Annotated in this window: 34 protein-coding genes; 18 read left to right on the top strand and 16 right to left on the bottom strand. The window is 66.8% G+C overall.

Annotated elements, in window-relative coordinates:
• Positions 1 to 5 precede the first annotated feature (5 nt).
• The 9 genes from ACQP2T_RS63745 to ACQP2T_RS63705 all read right to left on the bottom strand — a co-directional run bounded on the left by ACQP2T_RS63745 (position 6) and on the right by ACQP2T_RS63705 (position 3296).
• On the bottom strand, positions 6 to 824 hold the full coding sequence (locus tag ACQP2T_RS63745) for a hypothetical protein (protein WP_433520067.1): 819 nt from the start codon (positions 822 to 824) through the stop codon (positions 6 to 8).
• Positions 821 to 1141 carry a hypothetical protein gene (locus ACQP2T_RS63740; protein WP_433520066.1) on the bottom strand — a complete coding sequence of 107 codons (321 nt, stop codon included), beginning with the start codon at positions 1139 to 1141 and terminating at the stop codon, positions 821 to 823. The genes ACQP2T_RS63745 and ACQP2T_RS63740 overlap by 4 nt, the downstream gene beginning before the upstream one ends.
• Positions 1141 to 1437: a hypothetical protein gene (locus ACQP2T_RS63735; protein WP_433520065.1), complete on the bottom strand. Its 297-nt coding sequence runs from the start codon at positions 1435 to 1437 to the stop codon at positions 1141 to 1143. Before ACQP2T_RS63735 ends, ACQP2T_RS63740 begins: the two co-directional genes overlap by 1 nt.
• Positions 1434 to 1841 carry a hypothetical protein gene (locus ACQP2T_RS63730; RefSeq protein WP_433520064.1) on the bottom strand — a complete coding sequence of 136 codons (408 nt, stop codon included), beginning with the start codon at positions 1839 to 1841 and terminating at the stop codon, positions 1434 to 1436. The genes ACQP2T_RS63735 and ACQP2T_RS63730 overlap by 4 nt, the downstream gene beginning before the upstream one ends.
• On the bottom strand, positions 1838 to 2284 hold the full coding sequence (locus ACQP2T_RS63725; protein ID WP_433520063.1) for a hypothetical protein: 447 nt from the start codon (positions 2282 to 2284) through the stop codon (positions 1838 to 1840). Before ACQP2T_RS63725 ends, ACQP2T_RS63730 begins: the two co-directional genes overlap by 4 nt.
• An 86-nt stretch (positions 2285 to 2370) precedes the next feature.
• Positions 2371 to 2583, bottom strand: a complete 213-nt coding sequence (locus ACQP2T_RS63720) for a hypothetical protein (RefSeq protein WP_433520062.1) — start codon at positions 2581 to 2583, stop codon at positions 2371 to 2373.
• Positions 2584 to 2593: 10 nt separating this feature from the next.
• Positions 2594 to 2722, bottom strand: a complete 129-nt coding sequence (locus ACQP2T_RS63715) for a hypothetical protein (RefSeq protein WP_433520061.1) — start codon at positions 2720 to 2722, stop codon at positions 2594 to 2596.
• On the bottom strand, positions 2719 to 3057 hold the full coding sequence (locus ACQP2T_RS63710; RefSeq protein ID WP_433520060.1) for a hypothetical protein: 339 nt from the start codon (positions 3055 to 3057) through the stop codon (positions 2719 to 2721). Before ACQP2T_RS63710 ends, ACQP2T_RS63715 begins: the two co-directional genes overlap by 4 nt.
• Positions 3054 to 3296 carry a helix-turn-helix domain-containing protein gene (locus ACQP2T_RS63705; RefSeq protein WP_433520059.1) on the bottom strand — a complete coding sequence of 81 codons (243 nt, stop codon included), beginning with the start codon at positions 3294 to 3296 and terminating at the stop codon, positions 3054 to 3056. The genes ACQP2T_RS63710 and ACQP2T_RS63705 overlap by 4 nt, the downstream gene beginning before the upstream one ends.
• A gap of 203 nt (positions 3297 to 3499) precedes the next feature.
• Here ACQP2T_RS63705 and ACQP2T_RS63700 point away from each other — a divergent pair, with 203 nt between their 5' ends.
• The 4 genes from ACQP2T_RS63700 (at position 3500) to ACQP2T_RS63685 (ending at position 7791) form a co-directional block, all read left to right on the top strand.
• Complete coding sequence (locus tag ACQP2T_RS63700) at positions 3500 to 4009, top strand: helix-turn-helix domain-containing protein (protein ID WP_433520058.1); 510 nt, start codon at positions 3500 to 3502, stop codon at positions 4007 to 4009.
• Positions 4010 to 4539: 530 nt separating this feature from the next.
• Positions 4540 to 5310: a hypothetical protein gene (locus tag ACQP2T_RS63695; protein ID WP_433520057.1), complete on the top strand. Its 771-nt coding sequence runs from the start codon at positions 4540 to 4542 to the stop codon at positions 5308 to 5310.
• Between the two features lie 37 nt (positions 5311 to 5347).
• A complete protein-coding gene (locus ACQP2T_RS63690; protein ID WP_433520056.1) occupies positions 5348 to 7063 on the top strand; it encodes a hypothetical protein in 1716 nt (571 codons plus the stop codon).
• 416 nt (positions 7064 to 7479) lie between these two features.
• On the top strand, positions 7480 to 7791 hold the full coding sequence (locus ACQP2T_RS63685; RefSeq protein WP_433520055.1) for a hypothetical protein: 312 nt from the start codon (positions 7480 to 7482) through the stop codon (positions 7789 to 7791).
• Here the strand turns inward: ACQP2T_RS63685 and ACQP2T_RS63680 are convergent.
• Together ACQP2T_RS63680 and ACQP2T_RS63675 are read right to left on the bottom strand one after the other, a co-directional pair.
• Positions 7784 to 8047 carry a winged helix-turn-helix domain-containing protein gene (locus ACQP2T_RS63680; RefSeq protein ID WP_433520054.1) on the bottom strand — a complete coding sequence of 88 codons (264 nt, stop codon included), beginning with the start codon at positions 8045 to 8047 and terminating at the stop codon, positions 7784 to 7786. The genes ACQP2T_RS63685 and ACQP2T_RS63680 overlap by 8 nt on opposite strands.
• A 409-nt stretch (positions 8048 to 8456) precedes the next feature.
• Entirely contained in the window at positions 8457 to 8867 is a 411-nt protein-coding gene (locus ACQP2T_RS63675) for a winged helix-turn-helix domain-containing protein (RefSeq protein WP_433520053.1), read from the bottom strand.
• Between the two features lie 131 nt (positions 8868 to 8998).
• On the opposite strand from ACQP2T_RS63675, the gene ACQP2T_RS63670 reads away from it, so the two are divergent.
• Positions 8999 to 9286: a hypothetical protein gene (locus ACQP2T_RS63670; protein WP_433520052.1), complete on the top strand. Its 288-nt coding sequence runs from the start codon at positions 8999 to 9001 to the stop codon at positions 9284 to 9286.
• Positions 9283 to 9870, top strand: coding sequence for a hypothetical protein (locus ACQP2T_RS63665; protein WP_433520051.1), 588 nt, complete (start codon positions 9283 to 9285; stop codon positions 9868 to 9870). The genes ACQP2T_RS63670 and ACQP2T_RS63665 overlap by 4 nt, the downstream gene beginning before the upstream one ends.
• Before the next feature lie 150 nt (positions 9871 to 10020).
• Here ACQP2T_RS63665 and ACQP2T_RS63660 read toward each other — a convergent pair whose 3' ends face one another.
• The 5 genes from ACQP2T_RS63660 to ACQP2T_RS63640 form a co-directional block, all read right to left on the bottom strand.
• Entirely contained in the window at positions 10021 to 10272 is a 252-nt protein-coding gene (locus tag ACQP2T_RS63660) for a hypothetical protein (protein WP_433520050.1), read from the bottom strand.
• On the bottom strand, positions 10269 to 10565 hold the full coding sequence (locus tag ACQP2T_RS63655; protein WP_433520049.1) for a DUF6247 family protein: 297 nt from the start codon (positions 10563 to 10565) through the stop codon (positions 10269 to 10271). The genes ACQP2T_RS63660 and ACQP2T_RS63655 overlap by 4 nt, the downstream gene beginning before the upstream one ends.
• Before the next feature lie 67 nt (positions 10566 to 10632).
• Positions 10633 to 11442 (bottom strand): hypothetical protein, encoded by an 810-nt coding sequence (locus ACQP2T_RS63650; protein WP_433520048.1) that lies wholly within the window; start codon positions 11440 to 11442, stop codon positions 10633 to 10635.
• A gap of 128 nt (positions 11443 to 11570) precedes the next feature.
• Positions 11571 to 12443: a protein phosphatase 2C domain-containing protein gene (locus ACQP2T_RS63645; protein ID WP_433520047.1), complete on the bottom strand. Its 873-nt coding sequence runs from the start codon at positions 12441 to 12443 to the stop codon at positions 11571 to 11573.
• Between the two features lie 13 nt (positions 12444 to 12456).
• Positions 12457 to 13332, bottom strand: coding sequence for a hypothetical protein (locus ACQP2T_RS63640; RefSeq protein WP_433520046.1), 876 nt, complete (start codon positions 13330 to 13332; stop codon positions 12457 to 12459).
• Positions 13333 to 13586: 254 nt separating this feature from the next.
• On the opposite strand from ACQP2T_RS63640, the gene ACQP2T_RS63635 reads away from it, so the two are divergent.
• The 12 genes from ACQP2T_RS63635 to ACQP2T_RS63580 all read left to right on the top strand — a co-directional run bounded on the left by ACQP2T_RS63635 (position 13587) and on the right by ACQP2T_RS63580 (position 23256).
• Positions 13587 to 14066, top strand: coding sequence for a hypothetical protein (locus ACQP2T_RS63635; RefSeq protein WP_433520045.1), 480 nt, complete (start codon positions 13587 to 13589; stop codon positions 14064 to 14066).
• Positions 14063 to 14290 carry a hypothetical protein gene (locus ACQP2T_RS63630; RefSeq protein WP_433520044.1) on the top strand — a complete coding sequence of 76 codons (228 nt, stop codon included), beginning with the start codon at positions 14063 to 14065 and terminating at the stop codon, positions 14288 to 14290. The genes ACQP2T_RS63635 and ACQP2T_RS63630 overlap by 4 nt, the downstream gene beginning before the upstream one ends.
• Positions 14287 to 14457: a hypothetical protein gene (locus ACQP2T_RS63625; RefSeq protein WP_433520043.1), complete on the top strand. Its 171-nt coding sequence runs from the start codon at positions 14287 to 14289 to the stop codon at positions 14455 to 14457. Before ACQP2T_RS63630 ends, ACQP2T_RS63625 begins: the two co-directional genes overlap by 4 nt.
• Positions 14454 to 14618, top strand: coding sequence for a hypothetical protein (locus ACQP2T_RS63620; protein ID WP_433520042.1), 165 nt, complete (start codon positions 14454 to 14456; stop codon positions 14616 to 14618). The genes ACQP2T_RS63625 and ACQP2T_RS63620 overlap by 4 nt, the downstream gene beginning before the upstream one ends.
• Before the next feature lie 67 nt (positions 14619 to 14685).
• Positions 14686 to 14835, top strand: a complete 150-nt coding sequence (locus tag ACQP2T_RS63615; RefSeq protein WP_433520041.1) for a hypothetical protein — start codon at positions 14686 to 14688, stop codon at positions 14833 to 14835.
• Positions 14836 to 15145: 310 nt separating this feature from the next.
• Positions 15146 to 16696: a hypothetical protein gene (locus ACQP2T_RS63610; RefSeq protein ID WP_433520040.1), complete on the top strand. Its 1551-nt coding sequence runs from the start codon at positions 15146 to 15148 to the stop codon at positions 16694 to 16696.
• A complete protein-coding gene (locus ACQP2T_RS63605) occupies positions 16693 to 16941 on the top strand; it encodes a hypothetical protein (RefSeq protein WP_433520039.1) in 249 nt (82 codons plus the stop codon). The genes ACQP2T_RS63610 and ACQP2T_RS63605 overlap by 4 nt, the downstream gene beginning before the upstream one ends.
• A gap of 3 nt (positions 16942 to 16944) precedes the next feature.
• A complete protein-coding gene (locus tag ACQP2T_RS63600) occupies positions 16945 to 17301 on the top strand; it encodes a hypothetical protein (RefSeq protein ID WP_433520038.1) in 357 nt (118 codons plus the stop codon).
• Positions 17298 to 17708, top strand: coding sequence for a hypothetical protein (locus tag ACQP2T_RS63595; protein WP_433520037.1), 411 nt, complete (start codon positions 17298 to 17300; stop codon positions 17706 to 17708). The genes ACQP2T_RS63600 and ACQP2T_RS63595 overlap by 4 nt, the downstream gene beginning before the upstream one ends.
• Complete coding sequence (locus ACQP2T_RS63590) at positions 17705 to 19852, top strand: hypothetical protein (RefSeq protein ID WP_433520175.1); 2148 nt, start codon at positions 17705 to 17707, stop codon at positions 19850 to 19852. Before ACQP2T_RS63595 ends, ACQP2T_RS63590 begins: the two co-directional genes overlap by 4 nt.
• A 321-nt stretch (positions 19853 to 20173) precedes the next feature.
• The gene (locus ACQP2T_RS63585) at positions 20174 to 20932 is read left to right on the top strand and encodes a hypothetical protein (RefSeq protein ID WP_433520174.1); all 759 of its coding nucleotides are present in this window, start codon (positions 20174 to 20176) and stop codon (positions 20930 to 20932) included.
• The gene (locus tag ACQP2T_RS63580; protein WP_433520173.1) at positions 20929 to 23256 is read left to right on the top strand and encodes a DNA translocase FtsK; all 2328 of its coding nucleotides are present in this window, start codon (positions 20929 to 20931) and stop codon (positions 23254 to 23256) included. The genes ACQP2T_RS63585 and ACQP2T_RS63580 overlap by 4 nt, the downstream gene beginning before the upstream one ends.
• Positions 23257 to 23299 lie beyond the last annotated feature (43 nt).

Genomic DNA, 23299 nt, shown 5'->3' with positions numbered 1-23299 from the left:
GGCGTTCACGCCGCCGCCTGACCGTCGAGGTCGGCCTGCCGCTGCTTGATGGCGTCCATGAGTTCGTTGCCGGTCTTGGGGTCGATGGCCCGCTGCTTGAACTTGTCCAGGACCTCCTGCTTGAGCCTGCCGATCTGGTCGGCTTTGGCCTCGTACAGGCGCTTCTGGAAGTCGATGACCCACGCCTCATCGACTTCGGCCGGCTGGACCGCCTGCTGTCGTTGCTGCTGTGCGCGACGCCCCGGAGCGGCGACGGCGTTCTCGGCAGACGGGTCGGCCCGGTCGCCCTTCGCCCACAGATCCAGCGCCACACCGAACCGCATGGCCGCGTTCCGGAGCGCGTCGCCGATGAGGACCTTGGCGGCGTCGGACTGGTTGCCGGGGCAGGAGCCGTACCCGCGCCGTCTGACGCCGAGCACGATCAAATAGATCCACAGCCCGACCGGGTTGCCCTGGCTATCCACGTCGAACTTCGGCGGTGCCGCGTCCAGCACAGCCCGCACCATGTCCGGGTTGCCAGTGGCAATAGCGGCGGCCAAGACCTGAGGGTCCACGTCGCGCTCCACCGGCTCCCAGGACCACTCCGGATCCGTCTCGATCAGTCGCCTGGTCACATCTGCGTGGCCGACATAGTCGAGGTGGATGTGTCGGGGCGTGGTGGTCGCGCCGCACTCGCCGCACTTGGTCTTCTGGTGCTCGTCACAGGAGCCCCGGTTGCGCGAGCAGGCAGGGCAAATGATCCGGGGCAGCTTGCCGACCATCTCCTCGGAGAAGGGCGTCAGCAGGTTGAGCAGCGGGTTCCGCTCGGCTTCGGTCGTGGTCACTGCTCGTCGTCTCCCTCGTCGTTGGGGTTGGTGTCGTAGTCGGCCTGTTCGCGGCTGAAGTCGGGATCGATCCACGGCGTCCACGTCGGCCTGGTCGCGTTCTCGGCTACCGCGCCAGCCGTAGGGCTGGGGAACTTCGAGACGGACCGGATCTGCTCGTCGAGCCGTGTCACCGCGTCTGCGAGTACCTCACGGGCGTTCACTGCCAGCCGGGACGGCAGGATGCCGAGCCATGCCAGTTCCAGCACGTCGTGCTCGCCCAGGTCGAGACGGGCTGCCGCTTCGCTGACGGTCAGCCAGTGGGACGTCTGCGCCATCACCGGAACGCTCCAGCCTGCGTGGCGAGCACGTGCTTGGCGTACGCCTTCAGCCGGATCCCGCCGAGTTGCTCGGCGACCGCCCTGATGGCGCCGTCCATGTGCTGGTGCGTTGCACGCAGCATCTCCGGCCGCCGTCCGGTGCTGCCGTAGGCGGTCACCGCGTACAAACCGTTCGGGGAGAGATCCGGTGCGTGGAAGGAGACCGTGAAGCCGTGGAAACGCAGGGCTTCCAGGCAGTGTCGGAAGTCTGCGTGCTCGATCTTGTGACGGACGAGCTGGGCGGTCGCGCTCATGCCGACACCGCCTGAACCGGGCGGACAACCTCGCGCACCTCTGCGCGCACAGCGGTCCAGCGAGGCTTTCCGTAGTAGTCGCGCTGCTCGTAGCGGACATACACGACGTCCGCGCGGGCCAGCAGCCGGGCGGCGGCGTGCCACGCTTCCCGGTGCATCGCCAGATGCCCGTTACGGATCCCCTTCAGGGACTCGTGCCAGCCTTCAGTACAGCCCCAGTCGATCGTCTCCCGGCATCCAGGGACGACCACGAAGTACGGGACGTCCAGCGGCGGCACGTACTCGCGCACCGGGCCGTTCGGATGGCAGACGCGGGCAGTCGTCCCGACTGGAAGCTTGATGATCGCCACCTCGTAGGCAGACGGGGAAGCCACGATCAGCGAGGGCATTGTCTCGGCGCTCACGCCGGTACCTGCTCAGTGGCCAGGACCGGCCGACACTGCCACTCCACGTCCTCGACGACCTCGGTCCGCGTCACCTTCGGGACGAGGGCGAGCGCCTCGGGGTCGGGCTCCTCGATAACGACCGTGCGTGTGCCGGTGACAACCCGCTCGCACATCTGCGCCCGGGTCGAGATCACCCGCAGGGACAGGCCGTGGAGCTTGAACTTCAGGTAGAACTGACCGGCGCCGTCGCTCACCGACTTGGCGACCGTGCCCGGCATGACGCGGGCGAAGACCGCCGCGTGCCGCCGCGCGTTCTCGTCCACCTCGATCCAGTCGAGCTCCGCAACGTCGCCGTGGTACGGCAGGGGCAGTTCGGGGTGTGCGTCGAGGATGTCGGCGAGCGCACGCAGGCCCTTGGTGTACCCGGCGCGCCTGCTGGTCTCAGGTGAGATAGTGGTCATGTCTCCTGCTCTCTGTTGTTCTGATCAGTCGTGAGCGGGCGGTAGTCGCGGGGTCCGGCCGGGCAGTGGTCGGGCCTTGCGGCGTTTCAGGTGGAGGCGGCCACGGCACTGGACAGGCGGTTCTTGATCCGCTCGGCGCGCTTCGCCTCTCGCACCTCGGCCCTGGCCTGCCGGGCGGTTCGCGCGTTCACCGACTGGTGGCCGCGCTTGTGGTTCCTGCGGCGGCGCTGGCGCGAGGTCATCTCACGGCGGCCGGTCTGCGCCAGGTAGCGGTGCTTGCGGGCGGCGTCATCGAGCACGGGGAACTCCTCAGAGCGTCGGGGTGGTGGTGGCCGCCATCTCGGCGGCAAACTCCAGGGCGTCATCGATGGCGCGCAGGATCCTGTCGAGCAGGAAGCGGGCCTCGACGCGGCGGTTGTAGCGCTCGGCGGAGGTCATGACGCGGCGCCGTTCCGGTACAGCCGCGACACGGTGAAGTCAGCGACGGGGATGTTGACGGTGTCCGCTGAGGTGGTCGGCTTCAGCTTCCGCTGAGCTTTGGGCTTGCCTGGCTGCCTCTTCGTCTTGGCCGGTTCGGGCCGAGGTTCGGACCGCTCGGGCTGTTGGGCGCCGTCACGGATGATCTGTGTGAGTTGCTCGTCGGTCCACCACACGTGGTGACCGATCTTCGTGCGGGGGATCTCGCGCGCCGCGCCCTTCTGGTACATCCAGCTCGGGCTCTTGCCGACGATGGCGCCTGCCTGCTTCGCGTTGTAGCGGGTGGGCGGAGTCATGCCGACTTCCGGTCGGTTTCTTCGGTACGAACCTCGAAAAGATCGTCGAAGCCGAGGCCGTCGATCTGGAGGAGCAGCCCTGCCAGCTTTGGCCCGGGGATGGATTTGCCGCGGACGGCGCGGCTCCATGCGGACCCGCTTACCCCGATGTTCTTGGCTACCTCGCCTGACGTAGAGCAGCCGAAACGCTCCATGAGCAGTTCGTTGACGCCTTCGCGGATGCGGATGGTGGGTGCCACCACGTTTCCTCCTCTCGTTGCCTTGGCGTCACTTTACGCACGCGCATGCGTCTTGCGCAATACGCTTATGCAAATCATTTCAGCATGACAATGCTGTAAGGGAGCGTTGTGGGCGCGACACATTGCAGATAAAGGCCCTGACCAGGGGTCTTGTCTGCCACGCAAGCTAGACAGCGCTTGCGCAAGGCCCTATCGTCATGCACATGGTCAAGACGCCCGACTGGCCAGCCGACAGGTTCAAGGCGCTCATCGACCGAACCCTGGACGAGACTGGTCTCAACAAAGCACAGCTCGCCGCACTGCTGGGCATCAACCCATCCCAGGTGAGCAGATGGATCAACGGCTCAACCCGCCCTAGATTCGACAACCTCGTAGCACTCGGCAACGCGCTGAATGCCCGCTTCCCGAACCTGGATGTCACAGTCGCCGACGTCCTCGCAGCAGCCGGCTACTCGATAGGTGGGCCGGCCACTGAGAGTGCGCCTGCCGTCGCGCACGAGTTCCCCAAGCCGGATTTCTCTGCCCTGCCGCCCAACCTTGCCGACATCCAGGATCCGAGCCCGGCCGAGGCGGCGATGATCGCCGCCATTGCCGCGATGCGGCAGGAGATGGCGAACGAGAGGCAGGAGATGGCGAACGAGATCCGCTCGCTCAACGAAGAGGTCGCCGAGTTGAAGCGGGAACAGGAGCGTCGAGATCGCAAGGGTGCGTAGTGTCCGCCCTTGATACACCTTCGGACATCACAAGCACGCATTGTTACGGTTTGACCACGATTCGATTTACGGTCTGGACCGGTAGCTAAATAAGGCGTCTTGTGGTCTTCCCGACAGCATTAACCCGCGGGGCAGCAACAACGATCTGCGCGCTCACTGGGGGGTGCCGACGTTTTGACGTCCCTATGCACATCCGACCCGTCCCTCGACAACCTCATCGCAAAAGCGCTACGCCTCATACGAGGCCGCACCGCACGAGAGCAAGCCCTAGCGGAGGTCTTCAAGAACTACCAAGCGCAGCTCCAAGAACGCGTGTCAGGCAGGCACCGCGTCATCGCAGGGGGAACACCTCACGAGGTCGTCGACGCCCTACGCGCGCCCGTGGGCGTTGACCGCGTCGTCACCGTGTACGACAACGGAGTAGTGATCAGGGCCGTGCTCCACCCTCACGGCCAGCCCGATCTTGAGCGTGAAGCCGCGGTATGGCAGTGCATGCGTGCACAGGCGGACGCAAAGCGGGGCGACCGGAAATGACCGGTGATGAGCCTCACTCGGGAAATGTTCACCCTTACCGGCGGCAGAAACTCGAACCCGAGATCGCCGCAATGTCCGTCGAAACCGAAGACGACGACCAGCCGACAGTGATCGTCAATATCGACGACCCGGCCGCGAAACCCGCCATTCGGAAAGTGATCATTCTTGTAGGTGCCGCTTTCGGCGGACTCGCAGAACTGATCAAACGGGTGGCGAGTGAGCGCCACCGCACCATAACCGCCATCGCGAGCACGGCGATCGTCACGGTGACCGCCACCACAGTCGTTCCGGCAGTCCTCGACGACAACAAGCACCGTCCACCGCCAATCGCGATCGAACGGGTCGTCACCCTCTCGGCACCGTCTCAGCCGGCTGCGACGGTGACAGCCACCATTACTGAGGCCCCTCAACCGTCCGCGGCAGCCCCGACGAAGCCAGCACGATCGGCCGAGCCAGCTGTCTTCTGGACGCGATTACCGAGCTCGAAACCAACGCCAGAGCGGTCCGCCAGGACGAACACGCCAGTGAAGACGCCCGCACGGAAGACGCCCACGCCCACTCCTCGGGCGAGCGACGACGAGCTGGCGGCAGAGTTCCCCGCGACCATGCCGACACGTCAGTTGCCGAGCGACACCCCGGCACCGGAACCTGAAGCGTCACCCGAACCGCCGAGCCAAGATCCGGCACCGACGGTGGCAGCTGCTGGATGCGGCGGCATCATCCATGTGGACGTGGATCCGCTGCTAGACGTGTGCGTGCTCGGCTAACCTGACCTCCACTTCCCAACCCCCTACTGGAGTCGCCATGGCGTTCCACCAGATACGCAGCAAGGACGGTGCGATCGTCGCCCGGTGGAAACGGGCCGACGGGACATTCGGCACCAAGTCCACGCACCCCGACACCAACGAGCACTGGGCCACCCCCGAAGAGGCGGTGGCGTGGGGTGAGTGGATGGAGGATCTGGAGGAGCGCGGTATCGCCCCCGACTACCGGCGTAAGCGCAAGCACGCGCCGGAGCCCGAACCTGAAAAGGAGGAAGACGACGGAGTCACCGTCAACGAGTGGTTCGCCCGATGGTGGCTGGGTCTCGACGTCGGCCTCAGGAGCCGAGGCAACTACGCCTACCTTTTTAGCCGCCATGTGCTCCCCGAGTGGGGGGAATGGCAGCTGGCAGACATCAAGGCATCCGACGTCAACGGTTGGGAACTGCGGATGATCAAAGCCGGTTATGCCCGTGACGGCGTCGCTGGCGGGGCTCGCACTCGACTTGCGACCCTGCTCGGTGACGCCGTCACGGAAGGGCTGATCGGCTCCAACCCGGCACTCCGGCAGCGGCACCGCGGCCGGCGCTCCGGGGTCGGCACGGGAGGCCGCGGGAAGGAGAAGAAAGCACTCACCCCGTTCGAGGCTCTGGCGCTCGCCGAAAGGATGGGCGTCACGGCTGGCCGCGATGACGAGTTCATCGCGGGGATCCTTATGTCGTGGGGCGCGTTCCGGTACGGAGAAGCCATCGGTCTGCAGCGGAAGTTCGTCAAACTCGGCAAGGTCCGCATCGATGCGCAGCTCGTCGAGGCCGATGGCGACTTCTACCTGCTTCCGCCGAAGGACGACTCCAACCGGGACGTGGACCTGCCTCCGTTCTTGCAGGGCCTGTTGAACCGGCAGCTGGCTGCGTACCCGGATCGTCGGTGTGCATGCCAGCCGAAGGAAATCGAGGGCCAGCAAGAGCAGCCCTGCAAAGGCGGCGGCGCGTTCGTGTTCCTGGGCCCGCGCGGCGGGCACTGGCGGAACTCGAACTTCGCCCGCAGGGTGTTCGATCCCGCCGCTGATGGCCGGCATCCGACGTCGAAGGGCAAGCGTGGCCGAAGCAACAGGCCCGTTCTGGTCGAACTCGACACTCCTTGGCCGGGCCGGCCCATCCCGGCATGGCCCGCTGCGGTCGCTGGCGAGCCTTACGAGGCACCACCGTTGCGGGACTACCGGGGACGCCCACTTGGGCTCGGCGTCAACGCGGCCTCGTCGCACGCTGATCTGGTGGCGTTCGCCATCGCGCAGGGCATTCCCGAGGAGCAGGCGCACGACCTGACACGCGATGCCATCTTGGATCTGTTCGTTCGGTCCCGGTACGTGGCGGAAGGGGCCCCCATCGCCTCGTGGGCGCCGATCAAGGAAGGGCTGACGCCCCACGAACTCGCCAGGCATACGCACTCGACGTGGCTGATGGACCTGAGAACGCCTCTGCAGCTCCGAGACGAGCGGCTTGGCCACGTCTCGCGGGATATGCGTGGGATGCGCAATACATACTCGCATGTGACGCCAGAGTCTCGTGTGTGGCTTCGGGGCGAGTTGGAGCGGTTGTGGGACGGGGCGCTGGCGCGGCGGGCGTGGTTCGGCTTGCGTTCGCCGGTGGCGGCGCTGGACGATCTGCTGACTCCGTTCCGTGACGGCAAGCTTCGTCCGATCGCGCCGTTCGAGGCGCGGGGAGAGGTGCTTGAATTCCCTACCTCGCGTACGGGGTAATGGCCTCTCATCGCGAACTCATCGCGAACCCGGCCCGACAATCAGAAACGCCCGGCTCCAAGTGATCTTGGTCCGGGCGTTTTGCCTTGTCAGTGTGCGAGCCCCCAAACGGAATCGAACCGTTGACCTTCTCCTTACCATGCAGATTCGGCCCGACAGGCGAGCTGCACCAAGAGGCGTAGGCGCAGGTCAGACTATCAATCCTTCACAGTCACTATCAGCCAAGGTAGATCATTATCAGGATCTCATCGCGAACCCATCGCGAACCCGATCGAAGATCCCGAGTGGGCACGGAGCGTACCCGCCCCTCCGCGCGGAGACAGAGGCGCGAGCGCGGCGATAGATACGACGGCCGATCGGCCGTCACACAACACCCGCATGCCCCCCTTCCCGTCCTCGCGCCCATCGCGCATCATGTGACAGCACCGCCAACCGAGAACTCGAACACGAGAGCGGCACGGGGGGACACCATCGCCAGCAGCACGACGGCACGACAAGCACGGCCCGCACCGTCGAAAGCAGAGGCCCAGTTCGCCGTCCTTGAACAGACTTACCCGCGCTGGCGCATCCGGCGGCGCTCCACCGGCATGTGGACCGCCACCCGCGTCGTCGCCCCGACAGCCGCGCAGTCCGCGGCCGGCCTGCAGCGCTACCTCCTGCTGCCCACCCTGGACGCTCTGGCCGCCGCGCTCGTCGAGCAGTTCGTCATCGCCCAGACGGTCAGGTAGCGTCCGGGCGCTCCTGGGGCCACTCCTTGGCCGGGCGGACGAACGTGCCGATGCTCGACACCTGACGGACGTACCCCTGCTCTTCCAAATCGTTGAGCGCGTGCCTCGCAGTGTTCTGGCTGACGCCGAACTCCTGGGTCAGCGATCTGATGCCGGGCACCTTGGCCCGCGGCTGGTAGGTGCCGTCCAGGATGCGCCCTTTGATGATCTCCATGACTTGACGCCACTTGTGCTCATCCGGCACCAATTCGATCATGGAACTGAACGTAGTGCGCCCAGGCAGCGCCCCTCGCGCCGGGATTCGCCCAGGCGCGCCAAGGCGTGTCCATGCGCGACTAGGTGCGGCCAGGCGCGCCTATTGCGCGGAGATGATAAAGAAGAGGACGTGACGGCGGGGTGGCCACCCGCACGGGTTGCTGTCGGGCCCCGCCGTCACGCCTACACCTGGATACGCGGAAAACCGCGATCCGGATGCCTGGAGTGCCCCTCCCGGCGCCGACAACTCGCCAGACAGGTAGGCCTACCGGACCCTCCTGAGGGAAAGCATTCCACCGCAGACGTACTTCATCCACCCGGACGCGAAAACTTCCATACCGTGAGACTCGGAACGCTTGACAAGAGCGACGACTCTGTGGATGCCGGAAAGGGCAGAACCTGGTGAGGCGTCAGGCCTCAGGCCCGCGGATCTCCACCTTGTCGGCGGGCAGGATCTCGACCTCGCCGTCACGCTCAACGACGGTCACCCAACCGTGCTCCGGCAGGTCAAGTTCGGCGATCTCCGTCTCGTGGGCCGGCCGGTTGATGATCCGCGTCCGAGAGTTGGCCACGATGGGCGTGATGAAGTCCGCTCCTGCACGGACGAAGGATCCGCGATTCCGGACCGTATAGATCATTCCGAGGTCTCGCAGCACCTCCAGTGAACGCAAGATGGTGTCGCGTGCGACACCGAACTCCTGCGACAGGTGCACGACGGATGGCAGGCGTCGGCGTGGGGCCCATTCGCCTGCCTCGATACGAGAGCGCAGCGCCTGAACAATCTGCTGCTTCACCGTGAAATCGGAATCATAGTCGACCACATCCTGACCGTAAGCAGGGCTGCTACCAGCCCTGTTTCCAATACAGCCTATATAGATCACTTAAGGTCTAGATATAGGTGACTGTAGGTCAGAGGCTAGGCTACCTGCGGGTAACCAAGTACCTTGCCTACATGGCGACCTCCTCAGATGACGCCGACATCGTCCGGCAAGCGCAGGACCGCATCCTTGCCGCCCTCAGCGCGAGCGGGGACGTCACGTGCTCTGGATGCGGAGCCGCGATCATGCCCGTGTTCAGTGTCTTCAACGACTGGATGCGGATAGCGGTGTACGGGCAAGAGACGGTGCCCGCCGTGCAATGCCCGAAGGCGCCCGGCCTCCACGACATCCGCTACGGCCCACACCAGCCGAAGGTCGCCGCCGCCACGGAGATCCCGTTCCGCACAGGTGATCCGAGATGACCCCAACCACAGTGGAGGCGCCGTACGTCGTCGCCTACAGCGAGGAGACGGTCTCCCTCAACCTCGCAGTCGTCCGCGACGTGTGGGCGCTGGCCGGGCGGCGGCTGGCCTACTCAGACCCCAGGGCGAGCGACTGGGACCTGGGCGTACTGTGGGCCCGACAGGAGACGCACCGCGGCGGGATGGTCCGCTACGACGAGATGCACACCCTGCGGCAGAAGGAGTGCATGCTCGGCCGGCTGTGCCAGGTGTGCCGAGAGCCTGCCATGGATGCCCGTACCGGGAGTCTCACGTGGGTCTTCCACGCCGAGCCGCCCGCCGCCACCGGCCGTCTCAGCAAGCCGCCCGTTTGTCTGGGCTGCCTTCCTGGCGCCATCGCCGCATGCCCGCAGCTGCGCCGCGAGGCCCACGTCTACACCTCGGCCGACTACGACGTGTGGGGCGTCAAAGGCATTCTCTTCTCCCCCAGAGAGGGACCTGTCCGCAAGGACGTGCCGCTGACCGACATCTACGCACTGGAGTGGACGCTCGCCAGGGCCCTGGTCGTCCACGTGCGGGACCTGCAGCCCGCACCCCACCCCTAGCCAGCCCGGCCATCGCCGAGCCCCCGCGAGCGATGGCCGGGCATCCAAAACGCCAGCAGCGCCCGCCGGGCAGCTGCTGGACAGGGCAGGCCCCACTCCCGAACTGGAGGGGTAAGAGAGTGGGGCCATCGCCCGAAACCAGGCCCGTCGTCAACCCGCCCAGACAATGTCGACGATCCGCACGACGCCTACCTGATCCAGGACGAGAAACGTCACGAAGCCATGTCCGTCGCCGAAGTCCGCCCGCCGCACCTGAGGGTCATCGGTCGCCATCGTGGCGAGCGGATCGTAGGGGTCCTCACACACGTCGGCCATAGCCTGCGTCAGCGCGGTGAGCGCCCCGGTGGGGAATCCGCCGAGCTGGGATAAGGCCCGCTCGGACAGATCCGGACGGTAGTTCAACCGCGGCGGGCCAGCTCGGCGGCAACCGCCTCATCCAACGGGATCGACTGCCCAGCGCCACGCTTGGCCTCTTCGATCGCCTCGTAGTAGCCGGGCTGGTTCGTGGCAATCACAGCCAAGCTCCAACGGTGCAGCAATCGCCGCAGCGCCCTGTACTGGGAGACGTCTCTCAAGGCCGCCTGCGCAGCCTCACGGTACTGGCGCAGAAACTCGGGACGCTCCCTCGCCGGCAGGCTGGCCAGGATCACAGCAGGGTCCTGCGGGTCATCCTCGAACACCGGCTGGGCAGACATGACGGCTCCTCTCGGGCTATCGATACGAGACTACAGACTCACATTGATATGGAGCAGGGGAGGCGGTCTACGGGACAGCCCCTGCCCCATCCTCATGGCCGTCACCGTCGGGAGGCTTTGCGGTGATGTCTGGTTTGGGCGCCTTCCCTCCCCGCGTCTTCCTGGACAGCAGCGTGCTCGCGGCCTCGGCCAGCAGGTAGGTAGCTGGGTGAACGCCGGGGATCTCCGTCCCCCTGAGCAGTTCGCGGATACGGCGGACCTTCAGCGGCTGCTTCTTCAGGTACTCGGCAAGCTGCCCGGCTGTAGCCGTCGGAGCGGCTGGCCCTTCGACCTCGCCGTCCGGTCGCTCTCGTTCAGATGGTGCGTCACTCGGCCGGTCGACCGGAGACACGGCCGCGTTGAGCAGCTCCTGGCGGACCGCCACCAGCCACTGCTCGATGCGCCTGTCGACCCGGTCGGCTAGCTCGTTAGCGATACGAGCCCGAACCTCGCTGTCGAGCCGCTCCCCGAACATCGTTGTGAAGCGTTCGTCGAAACGCTCATCGAAGCGCTGCTGGAAGTGAGTGCTGTCGCCCCACGTGTCGGCATAGACAGTAAACAGGGTGTCGAAAAAGTTGTTCGCCCACTCGTCGACACCGGGCATTCCCTCGTCCTGCCATGCCCTGAACCGGTCGTTGAACCGCGAGTCGAATCGGCTGGCGAACTGGGAGTCGAACTCTTCCCGGAAGCGGCCGTCCACCCTGTTGGCCCACGCCGGCATCCGCTGATTCAGCTCGGCTTTGAGCAGTTCCCCGAAATGCTCGGCGATCCACTGATCGAACCGGGCGTGGAACCACTCCTCGAATTGCTCCTCTGTCCACCGTGCTCTGAACCCCATGCAGCGCCCTCGCCAAGAGCAGATGAAATGGATCAGTCAAGTGGACGATACGAAAGAACATGCAGGCCGGATAGAAGATGATCAGGCACCATTGCGTCTCTCAAGAGAGACAGAAACCGGCCGTTGACTCAACTGGTCATGGCAGCACCGACAATGCCACCTGCCGCGGCGACCTTTAGGTGGCCGGGAAGGTATGCCGCCGCGATGTCGTCCTGCCGCTTAGCCCTCGGCCACCGCGCACCCGCCGGATCGCTCGCCTCTGCCTCGCGGACCCGGTCGAAGAGTCGTCCAGGCGCAGCTGAGCCGAGGATGTCGAGCGCGTCAGCGAACGAGCCCAGCCCGAACTCGACAAAGCGCGTCGCGCCATCCGACAGCAGGGCGACCCGCCGAACCTCCCTGGTGGAGAAGGCGCCTGTCAGCGACTCGTACGCCGCATCCGGATCGTTGGATGCGATCGGGTAGCCGCCGACCCGTTTGTTACGCATGCGCCGCTGGTTCTCGACGAACGCGATCCGCGCGGCCTGGTGCTCAGGCGTACCCGTTGGCAGCGCGGCCATCGCCTGCCAGAGATCCGCGCCAACTTCGTCGATCCGCTTGTCCGTGACGGTGATAATCTCGCCGTTCACGTCGGCGACGAAGGTCGAGTCGCCCAGCACCAGGTATTCGACGCGGTCTCGGACGCGCCGCGCCATGATGACGGTGCTCGACGGGGTACCGGGGTTGTTCAGATCGCACCAGACGCCGTGTGACTCCGCCACCGCGTCGAGGGCCAGCGCGAGGGCGGTCGTCAACGGAGTGGACGGGTTTCGCATGTTGAACATGAGGTGGTCGCCGAGCTGGTTCACATACCAGGGTGTGCCGTGATTGCAGCCGGTAGGCAGTTCCGAGGGTCCGCCAGCGCCGTCTAGGAGTACGGCTCTGGCCGAGGTGCTGTTGACCGTGGCGGCCACGTAGTCCTCGTTGAGCTTGTCTTCGCGACCGGGGCGGGTGTCGAGGTACATAGGGCGCCCTCCTTCAACGCTTGGTGTGGACGTACACGCGTGAGGCTAGTTCGACATTCAAGATCTCTTTGCCTCTTGCCGTGGCGGTCGTCTTCACTACCGCAGACCAGAGATTCCGGTGTGCCTCTTCCCATAGGCCGACCACGTTGTGGACGAAGTACTCGACCGCGCCAGCAGTTCCAGCCCCGTGCGCGCCTCCGAGGTACAAGAAGCCACCTTCGCCGTCCGGCCGGCGGATGCGCCCTATGTGGGCATAGCAGGTGCGGGGCTCGTCCGTGTCGGGTTCGTCTTCGTCGAAGTCGGACCGGTATTCGACTCCCTCACGCGTATCGATCAGCATCCAATTCCTGCTGTCGCCGATCCTGCGCCACTTGATGATGGGGTCAGCTGTGATCGCCTGGGCGATCAGCGGGGAGATGCGTGGACCCACGAGCACCGCCAAGTTGTCGCGGTTCAAGTCGATGTAGCCCATCTCCGGGATGCGGTCGACCTCGGTCTCCAGCCCCATCTCGCGGGCAAGCCGATCCAATTTGGTGACGGCGTCTTGCGTGGTCGCTAACACCGACGGGCGGGCGCGCTGGTCCTCTCGCTTCTCCACTACTGCAACGGTCAGCAAGGCCCCTGCTCGCGGCTTTGGGACGAGTAGCGCCCTCTCCGGTCCGGGGCCGGTCGTGACGAGTTTGTTGAGCCGCGAACGGGTCACCCCGAGCTCCCGAGCGATGTCGGCCTGACTCAGCCCGCCTCGGAGCATCTCATCAATTGCCTCCCGCCGGATGCCCGCCAGTTCGTCAACTTGACCCGCGAGCCGCGCCTGCTCGATGCCCACGGCTCGGGCTCGTTCGGCCGGGTTCTCTATGCGGCGGATGCGCTCCACCTCTGTGTCCTCCATGGACTGACCACCTCCTCCTGGCTCTCACTTATGTCCAATGTAAACAGGGGGTGACAACTAATCCGTACCTACCTGTTGACGATATCCCGTGAGGTGGGTACCGTCCATGACGTAAGTACGTTAACGCGGGTTGACACCCTTGGGAAGTAGCTCGCGTTCACTGCAAGACCGCTAAACGCAAGCGGGCTCGTCCGGTGCTACCAACACCGGACGAGCCCTTGATCTCACGTCCTGATCTACGCAGGAGGAGACCCGTGGGCCATCTTTCCATGGCCATTGGAGTGGTCGATCAGCCGGGGGTAACCAGATGCCCGCCTAACGGCGCAGGCCAGCCCCCCGAGTCGACGTTCGGCATCCCTGTCGGAGTGTTCTCCTGTGCCCGGCTGCTGTTCGCGATTGTCAGCGATCACGGTTCGGCCATCACCTCAGACATGCAGAAGCGGCCCTCGCCTGCCGAGACCTGGGCCGCCCGCATGTCCTCTACACCGCCGATAACGGAAGGGACACGCCCCACTATGACACATGCCGCCTTCAGCAACACCCTCTCCGAGAGCGAACTGGACCTGATTCAGGCGACGGCCGACGTCTGGCGACTGAGGGGCTACGGCCAGACCGCGGACAACCTCCTCGCCGTGGCCGGCCTCACACTCCCGACGCCCGAGCCTTCGGTGCTGCCCCCGAACGTGTACCAGCTCTCCGCCTACCGCGCCCGCAGTCAGGCGGCTGCACGATGACCGCATCCACCCTCGACGAGCTCCTGTCGATCGCGGGCCTGCTCATCTGGCTGGCGATCCTGGCCGTGGTGGTCGTCACCGCTTACCGCCAGATCCACCCGTACAAGGTGGTCGGCCACAGCCCGTCCATGGGCCTGATCGGCATCCGCTGGCGCGACGAGCCCGACCGCACTCACTGGCTCACCCCGGCCCACCTGCAGCAGCAGGCAGGTGAGCACCGATGAGCCCCGCCCAGATGAAGGCCACGCTCGCGAAGGTCAAAGCCACCACCCGCGAGAGCATCCAGCACGCTGCGGATTTCCGCCGCTCGGAGCCCGCCTTCGCGATCGACGAGTCCCGCTGTACCGACTCCCGCTGCTCCAGCGGCTGCTCCTGCGGGAGGACACGATGACCGCCACCCTGCTCACCCACGATGCGACCACCAACGCGCTGGCCCGATTCGCCGCCGCCATGGGCCTGCTGGCCCTCATCGACGAGGAACTGGCCGCCGCTCAGAAGCTTGTGGACCACTCCGTCGAACGTGCCGTCGCTGAGGCACGAGGCGCCCGATGAACCCGCCCGGCTGCCGCCTCCCACACCTCCCGCGGCAGCCGGGCATCCCACCCCTCTGGAGATCGATATGACCACCTACGTGGACGCCTACCACCAAGCCCGCCAGTACCTGGCCGCCGGCGTCACCCGAGCCGAGCTGCAGGCGCTTTCCAGGCGCTACGACAGCGACGGTGAGCACGCCACGGCCACCGCGTTCAATGCGGTCGCCAACGAGTAACCCGTAACCCGCCCCCGGCCCGACCAGCAGACACCCCGTCTACCCATAAGGAGATCGACATGAACGACAACCCTCAGCCCCAGCCGTGCCCCGGCCACGTCGTCCAGTGCGGCTCTTGCCAGGGCAAAGGACGTGACCCGGTTCTGCCCCTGTCCCAGCAGTGCAAAGTCTGCGAGGGCGTTGGCAGCGTCCTGCTCCAGCCCAAGAGCTGACGGTCCGTGAGCCGCCCGCCCCGTCCTTCCCGAGTCGGGCGGTTCACGAATCACCAGCCCACCACGCCCCTAACGACTCGCAACGAAACGGACCCGTCATGAAGCCCCCGACCGACCAGCCACCTCCAGGCCGCCGCTGGTTTCGCTCCGGCGCCGAGCGCGCCGCAGACAAGGCTGCCGCTCAGGTCCGCCGGGAGCGCGCCCTGATCGAGCGGCAGCGTGCCCGTGACCAGCGCGACGTCGAGCGCATTGAGGCCAAGCAGGAGAGGCGGCGCGTACGCCAGGAGTCCGCGAACGCCCGCGCGGGCAAGCCGCGGCTCATAGCCGGCCGTTCGATCGAGGACGTCCTGACCGTCGTGGCCGCGTCCATCGCGACCGGTGTCTCCGCCCAGGGCATGTGGCGCTTCTCCGGTGACGTGCTCGGCCTCGACGGGCCGCTGCGGCTGTTGCTGTTCGCGTTCATCGAGGTCGCGATCATCACCTCGGCCGTACGCGCCCGCCGCAACATGCGCGAGAAGTACTCCGCGGGCATCGACGGCCTCGCCGTGTGGGCGCTCACCTGCCTTACGGCGGTGCTGTCCACCATGGACGCCCGCTCCGCTCCCGAGGCCGTCTTCCGGCTCGCCGCGCCGCTGGTCGCCGCCTGGCTGTGGGAGCGCGGCATGGCCATCGAGCGCCACCGCGTCCGCGGCACGTCAGGCATCAACTGGCGCCTCACCCCCGAACGGCTACTGGTCCGGATCGGCCTCGCTGAGGCGACGGACCGCACGGCCGGGCAGGTGGACGCGCACCGCAGGCTTACCCGGATCGCTCTCGCGGCCAAGCGGGTGCACCAGTTGCGGGCGGAGAACGCCTCCGACCGCAAGATCCGGAAAGCCGTAACCAAGCGGGACCGGATGCTGGATCAGGCGGTCGAACACACCGGCCTGGCCAAGGACAAGCAGATGCAGTGGGCGCTGCTCGACCAGGTGTCCACGCTTGGCGGCGCCGAGAGCCTGTCCGATGTACTCGACACGGCGACCGGGCCCTGGTCGCTGCTCGACCACCCGGCCATCACTGGCGCGATGCGCCACAGCGAAGCGGCCCAGCTGGCGGAGGAGACCCGCCGTCTCTCGGACGCGGTCCTGTCGGCACGCGATCCCGAGGCCGCCGCGATGATCGAGATGCTCGCCGCGATGGTCACCGGGCAGCGGGTAGCGACACCTCCCGCCGACACTCCGCAGCGAGTGTCGCCCGGGGTGGCGGATCTGGTGGCGGGCCGGGTGTCGCTGCGCCCCGTTCCCTCACCGTCGAGCGACACCCTCAACGACACCTCCGGCGACACCCGGAGCGACACCTCGAAGTGGGTGTCGGAGGAAGTGTCGCCCGAGGTGTCGGACGACGAGGTCGACGAGATCTTTGCGCGTCTGCGTGACGAAGAGGGCGACACCGGCGACGACACCGAGACCGCCACCCCGAGCGCCACCGAAGCGATGCGTAAGTACTGGGATGCCGCCATCGCCCAAGGGCGGGTGCCGAGCGGCCCCGAGCTCGCCAAAGTGGGCGGCTGCGGCGACTCCTACGGTCGGCGGATGCGCCGTGAATGGCTGGACGCCCTCGACGGCCGGACGCGCCGCCGCCTGGCTGGCCCGAAGAAGGCGACGGCATGACCTGGCCTGAGCGGCTGCTGGAGTACGCGACTCTCGCCGCCCTTGTGGTGGTCGCGCTCGTAGTCACCTTCTGCGCCGAGGACGCGGCCAGCTTCCGTACTCGCCTGTGGTCGACGCACTGCCGGTGGACGTGGGCTGCCTGGGACACCACCAAGACGTCGACCGTACTCAGCAAGAGGGTCACGGTGACGTCCACCCGCGAGACCGCTTTGCGGCTGCTTCGCGACGTGATTGGAGACCTGTAAATCATGGGCGAGTTGACGCGACGCATCACCGATTTCGAGTCGAGTACTCCGGTCGCTTCCCACGAGGCTCACGCCAAGTACTTGGACAACTTGGAGGAGATGTTGCGCGCCGCCGCGATCATGTTCGGACAGGACGGACAGATCGGCGGAACCTGGCTGCGCAAGAGACGGCCGAGCCGGGGCCGGTTCATCCATCTACGGGAGCGGATCGCCTTCGGGAGGCGCACCAAGGCGCACGGCCGGCACGGCTCCAAAGCGCTCGCCGCGGCCGCCGACAAGGTCAGGGATCTTGCCGCATTCCATCGGGAGTTCGTGGAACGCGAAGGCAAGACGCCGCGAGGAGGCGAAAAGCAGTCATGACAGCTGATCGGAACCGAGCGGCGAGCATGCGCGTACGGGCTTCCACCTGGGAGAACGCAGACTTCACCACCGGCCACCGGGCCTACCGGCAGCACCTGGAGAACGTGCGCGTGCTGCTGATGCACGTCGAGTACGTGGTCTCGCGGGACACCGACGAGGCGGCCCGATGGCTGCGCCAGCACGGCAAGAAGAGCAAGGGCGCCGAGTCACGTGCGTGCCCGCGGATGCCCTGGCTGGAGGCGTTCTTCCAGTCGGTCCGCTACCGCTTCAAAGGCAAACTCGTCGCCGAGCTGGTGCAGGAGGCGGCGAAGGACGCCGTGCTGATGGCCTCGGTGCACGCCGAATATCTGCTGATGGAGGGCGACGGGGCGATCCCGAACGACCGGTATCGAAAGGACAAGACGTGATGGCCCGCCGTATGCGAGTTGTCGAGCAGGAGCAGATGCCGCAGGTGGGTGGCGGCTTGTGGGTGACCCACGGCCTGCCGTCTCTCTTCCCGTTCATCATGGCCGTGGTGTGGGGTGTGCTGGTTGAGGGCGCCCACCTGGCGTGGGGCGGCAGCCCGTTGGTCACTCCGCTGGTGGCCATCGTGTTCTTCGCGATCGGCGGGTGCCTCACCGTGTTCGGCTACGTGTCGGCGGGCCCGCGCAAACATCTGCGGATCGCGGTCACGGCGAGCGGCGCGGCCATGACGATCAACCTCCTTCTCGGCTTGGTATTCGGGTTCGTGACCAGGGATTTCACCACCAATTGGTGGCTGATCTCCGCGTACGTGATCTGCATGCTCGGAGTCTGCCCGCTGTGGTTGATCTGGCGGTGGACGAAGTACGCTGGCTCGACCACGCCGGCTATCACCGCCGGAGACGAGACGGGCGCGTCCGTGCTGGTGGAGATGGCCCGCGACGCTCGCACGAAGATCCACAAGCCGAGGATGGACGAGCGTGGCGTGATCCGGGCCAAGGTGTCCGCGCAGCCCGGCGGCACCATGGGCGACGCTCAAGCGCTGGTGGAGCCTCTGGCCGCCGCCGCCCGAGCAGTGCCCGGCGGCGCGAGCCTGATCCGTAACCTGGACGTCGAGGGCGAAGGCGAGATCGAGATCGCCACCCGCGACAACCTCAAGGCGCCGATCCCCTGGCCTGGCCTGACGCCGGAGCTGCGCGGCATTCTGCCGACCGATTGGTTCTCTCTCGGCGAATACCAGTCCGGCCCGGTGCGGGTGCGGATCGTCGGCGACGTGGATAAGGACCGGTCCGCGCCAGACGTGTCCCACCTGAAGGTGGGCGGCGTGACCGGGTCCGGCAAGTCCACGGGCGCCCAGGCCATGATCGGCTCCGTCATGGGGATGCGCCGGCTCACCACCATCGGCGTGGACGTGTCCACCGAACTGCAGATCCTGGGTCCCTTCAAGGACGGGTTCACGATTCCGCCGATCACCGACTACGAGCTGGCGAAAGCGTTCATCCACCGCATGAACAAGGTGGTCATCCCCGGCCTCAAGGCGCACTTGGCGCGGGAAGGGCTGAAGCGCTGGTCGCCGAAGTCGAGCCTGAACCTGATGATGGTGGTGTTCGAGGAGTCGAAGGCGTTCGGCCGGCTGCAGAAGGCGTATCACGACATGGTCGCGGACGCCCGCGCAGCCGGGGTGTGGATCGTGTCGTCCACCCAGTCGTGGCTGTGGCGCAACCTGTCCACTGACGTGCGTAAACAACACCCGTCCGGCTGGTGTTTCGGCATGAGCGAGCCTGACGACGTGGCCACCGTGCTCCCGGAAGAGGCGGTCGCGGCACTCGGCGACAAGCTGCCCACGTGGGGGGACCGCCGACCTGGCTACAGCTACCTGGCGTGGCGGGGTGTGCCGGAGCGGATGTGGCCGAAGATGCTGCGGGCTTACGACCCGCTACGCGAGCAGCTGCTGCAGGCGGTCGAGCTGGGGGCGCCGTACCGGGACCCGATGGACTCGGTGACGAAGGAGCTGTTCGGCGACCTGTTCGCCGATCATGTGCGGCAGCGAGGCCCGATGCCGGTGTTGGTGGGCCGCCCCGTGCCGAGGGACGTCGCGGCGGAACATCAGTTCGACGGGGACGACGACGAAACCAACGCAGACGATCTTGAAGCGGAGGTTGCCGAAGAACACGAAGAGGACCGCCGGGAGGTCTTCGACGACCTCGCCGAGGTTCGTCGCCGCGACCTCGGCGACCTCGCCACCCCGGCCGATCTTGAAGATGTGGACGCCGACCAGCCCATCCCCGAACTCGGCGCCGTCAACGATGAGGAGTCCAACGCCGACGAGGTGGCGCTGACGACGGAGCAGGCGCAGCGCGTGTGGGACGAGAAGCTGGACGAACTCTGGCGCTCGGGGGGCCGACGCCTGACGACCGACATGCTGACTACGTGGCTGGAGGCGGCAGGCAGGAAGCGCCCCTTCCTGTACCGGCAGCGCGACCGCTGGCAGGCGGCGGGATGCATTGTTCCGCGCTCTGGTGCGGACGGGTGGGACCTCATCGCGTCGCCGCTTGAGGCCGCTCTGGTCGGCCCGCCTCACGGGGAGTAGTCGGCGCTCCGTTCTGCCGGACATGCTCTGCGGTCGCCTCCTTTTCCTTAGGGGATTCGACGGCGTTCGTAAGGAGCGAACAAGAGCCGGACACCTTACGAACATGCCCCGGACAAGATCGTCGGACACGCCGGACATCGACGGAGAGTGACCGAACACGTCGCCGGACATGCCGGACAAGATCAACGAACACTGCGGACAAGATCGTCGGACATCGAACACGTGCCGAACATGAACTGTACGTAACCGAACGCGCACGTAGTGCGCCCGAACGAGATCAACGGACACGCCGGACATCCCAAACCACCACCGGAGACCACCATGACAACCATCCCCCCAACGCTCCTCACAGCCCTCCACGAGACCACCGACCCGCTCCGACGGGCAGCCCGACTCGACGACCTCGCTGACGCCCACGAACTCACCGGAACCCCCAACCGGGCCCGCCTGCTCCGCCTCATCGCCGCCACCGAGACGATGCTCGCCCACCCCGACAGCGACCCCGAAGACGACCCCGCGTGGGACGAAGGGATCTGGTGGCGGCTCGCCAGCACCACCCACCGGCTCATCCGGGCCGAAGTGCTGGAGGAGATCTGGCGAGATTGGGCGCTGGCCGAGGTCGGCGACGAGGACGCCGACATCCTCCTGGAGATCGCCGACACCGAGCGGCACGCCCACGAGCTCACAGCCGACCTGGACCTGTCGCTCAAGAATGCCCACGAAACGCAGGTAGCCGACCTGGACGCCGGCTTCGACTTCGAGGCCGGTCTCGCGGACGTGTACGTCCGCGCCGCTAGCCGCCGGCCAGTAGCAGACGCGAGGCGAGAGGACGTCGACGAGGTCGTCCAGGCGGACGGCCCCGATCGGATCGTGTACCGCCCGGCGCCGTCAACAGCGCTGCGTGACGCCGTGGCGCGCTCGGCGAAGGTCTTCGGCGCCGCCCTGGCCATGGCCGTACCCGTCCTGCTGGTCGTCGCCCCGCAGGCGCCGTGGCAGCTCAAGGCCGCCAGCGGGGCGGCGGCGTTCCTAGCTGTACTGGGCTGGGTCGGCTGGACGCTGTGGAGAGGACCGGACCGGTGACCGCCCGACGCCGCACCGCGCGGCCTCAGACGCGCCGCAAGCCGACCCGCAAACCCGCGGCTGCCCGCACCGTCTCGCCGCCACGCGGCCGATCCAGCTCAGGCGACCTGTCCAAACTGACCCGCGCCGCCTACCGCGGGCTGGCGCGCGGCATCGGCAACCTGATCCGCGCCACCGCCGGCGGCCCCGAGAACGTCGACGAGCGTCAACGACACGACAGCGCCGCCCTCGGACTCGCGCTCACCGCGGCAGCCATGCTCGCGCTCGCGGACGGCCATGGCGTCGACTGGCTCCAGACCGTCGCCTACGGCGAGGCTCTACCGTTCGGCTCCGCCTACCGGCTGGCCCCACTGCTGCTGCTGTGGGCGGCCGTGCGGATCTGGCGCCGACCAGACGACCATGTGACCACGATGCGCCGCGGCGTCGGCCTGATGCTCGTGGTGGCCGTCGTGCTCGGCATAGTGCACCTGGCGCACGGGACGCCGACACCCGGTGATGCCGCGGCATGGGATCGCGTGGCGTCGGCTGGCGGCCTGATCGGGTTGGGCGCGTCCTGCCTGGTGCTGCTGATCCCCGCCGTCTTCGTGATCGCGGCGCAGCTCGCCGCGGCCGGGTACGGGATCGTGCTCATCATCGGGCGGGGCGTCCTGCGCACACGCAAGACCGCCGACTCAGGGCCGGCGGAGCAGCCGCCAAGCCGCTACCGAGTCGACTCTCCCGCAGAGTCGTACGAGGAGGAGGCGGAAACCCTCGCCGAAGCGCCCGCCCACGCGGACGACCCCGAAGGCGAGGTCGTGGAGGCGCCGCCCGAGCAGACGAAGACGACCACACCCGAGACAGGCAGCAAGGCCGACCAGCCCAAGACGGACACCGCCTACACGCTGCCTGACCTAACGCCGCTCAAGGCCGGACCACAACCCAAAGCGCGCAGCAAAGCCAACGACGTAGCCGCAGCCGCGATCACCAAAGTGCTCGCCGACTTCGACCTCGTCGCAGACGTAACCGACCTGATCCGCGGGCCTCAGGTGACCCGCTATCTGATCACTCCCGGACGCGGTGTCGCCGTCGCCAAGATCCTGGCGCGTAAGGACGATTTCGCGCTCGCGGTACGCAACGAACACGTCCGCATGCTGGCGCCCGCGCCCGGCCGTGCCGCGGTCGGACTCGAAGTCCCCAACGCCGACCGGGACCTGGTGCGGCTTGGCGACATCCTCCGCTCAGACGAGGCCAAAGCACGCCGCCATCCACTCACGGTCGGGCTGGGCAAGGACATTGAGGGCGGTGCGATCGTCGCGAACTTGGCCAAGACTCCGCATCTGCTGATCGCCGGGGCGACCGGCGCCGGCAAGTCGGTGTGCGAGAACGGGCTGATCTGCTCGGTGCTCGTCCGCGCCACCCCCGACGAGGTTCGCCTGCTGCTCATCGACCCGAAACGGGTCGAGCTCGCGGCGTACGCCGGCATCCCGCACCTGATCACCCCGATCGTCACCGAGCCGAAGAAGGCCGCCGAAGCCCTCAAATGGGTGGTAGGTGAGATGGACCGCCGCTACGACACGCTGGCCAAGTACGGGTTCAAACACGTCGACGACTTCAACAAGGCCGTCCGGGCGGGCAAGTTGAACGCCGCCTACAGCGAACCCGAGATCAAGCCGCTCCCATACCTGCTGGTCGTCATCGATGAGCTGGCCGACCTGATGATGGTCGCCAAGAAGCTCGTCGAGGACTCCATCGTGCGCATCACCCAGCTCGCCCGCGCCGCGGGGATCCACATGGTGATCGCGACCCAGCGGCCGGAGAAGAAGGTCGTCACCGGCCTGATCAAGGCGAACGTGCCATCGCGGCTGGCGTTCGCGGTCTCCTCTCACGTCGACTCCCAAATCATCCTCGACCAAACCGGCGCCGAAGACCTCATCGGCGAGGGCGACGCCCTCTACCTGCCGATGGGCGCGAGCAGGCCGATCCGTCTGCAGAGCCCGTACGTCACCGACGAAGAGATCACGCAGATCGTCGCCCACTGCAAGAAGCAAGGCGGCGGCTACATCGACGCACCCGCGTTGCCCGACGAGGCGTCGGAAGAGTTGGGCGACGAGGAGCGTGCGCTCCTCGTCCAGGCCGCCGAGCTGATCGTGACCACCCAGTTCGGCTCCGCGTCGATGCTGCAGCGCAAGCTCCGCGTCGGCTTCGCGCAGGCCGGAGCGCTCATGGACTTGCTCGAAGCGCACGGGGTGGTTGGGGAACCCGACGGATCGAGGGCGCGCGAGGTGCTCGTCAAGCCCGACGACCTGCCCGCGCTACTCGCCGACCTCCGCGGCGAACTGCCGTAGAGCGGCCGTTGCGGGTGCTCGCCCGGCCATCGGTCGGGCGGGC

This window comes from Nonomuraea sp. CA-143628, assembly GCF_050942315.1.
GTDB lineage: Bacteria > Actinomycetota > Actinomycetes > Streptosporangiales > Streptosporangiaceae > Nonomuraea.
This window is presented reverse-complemented; position numbering and strand designations above follow the sequence as displayed.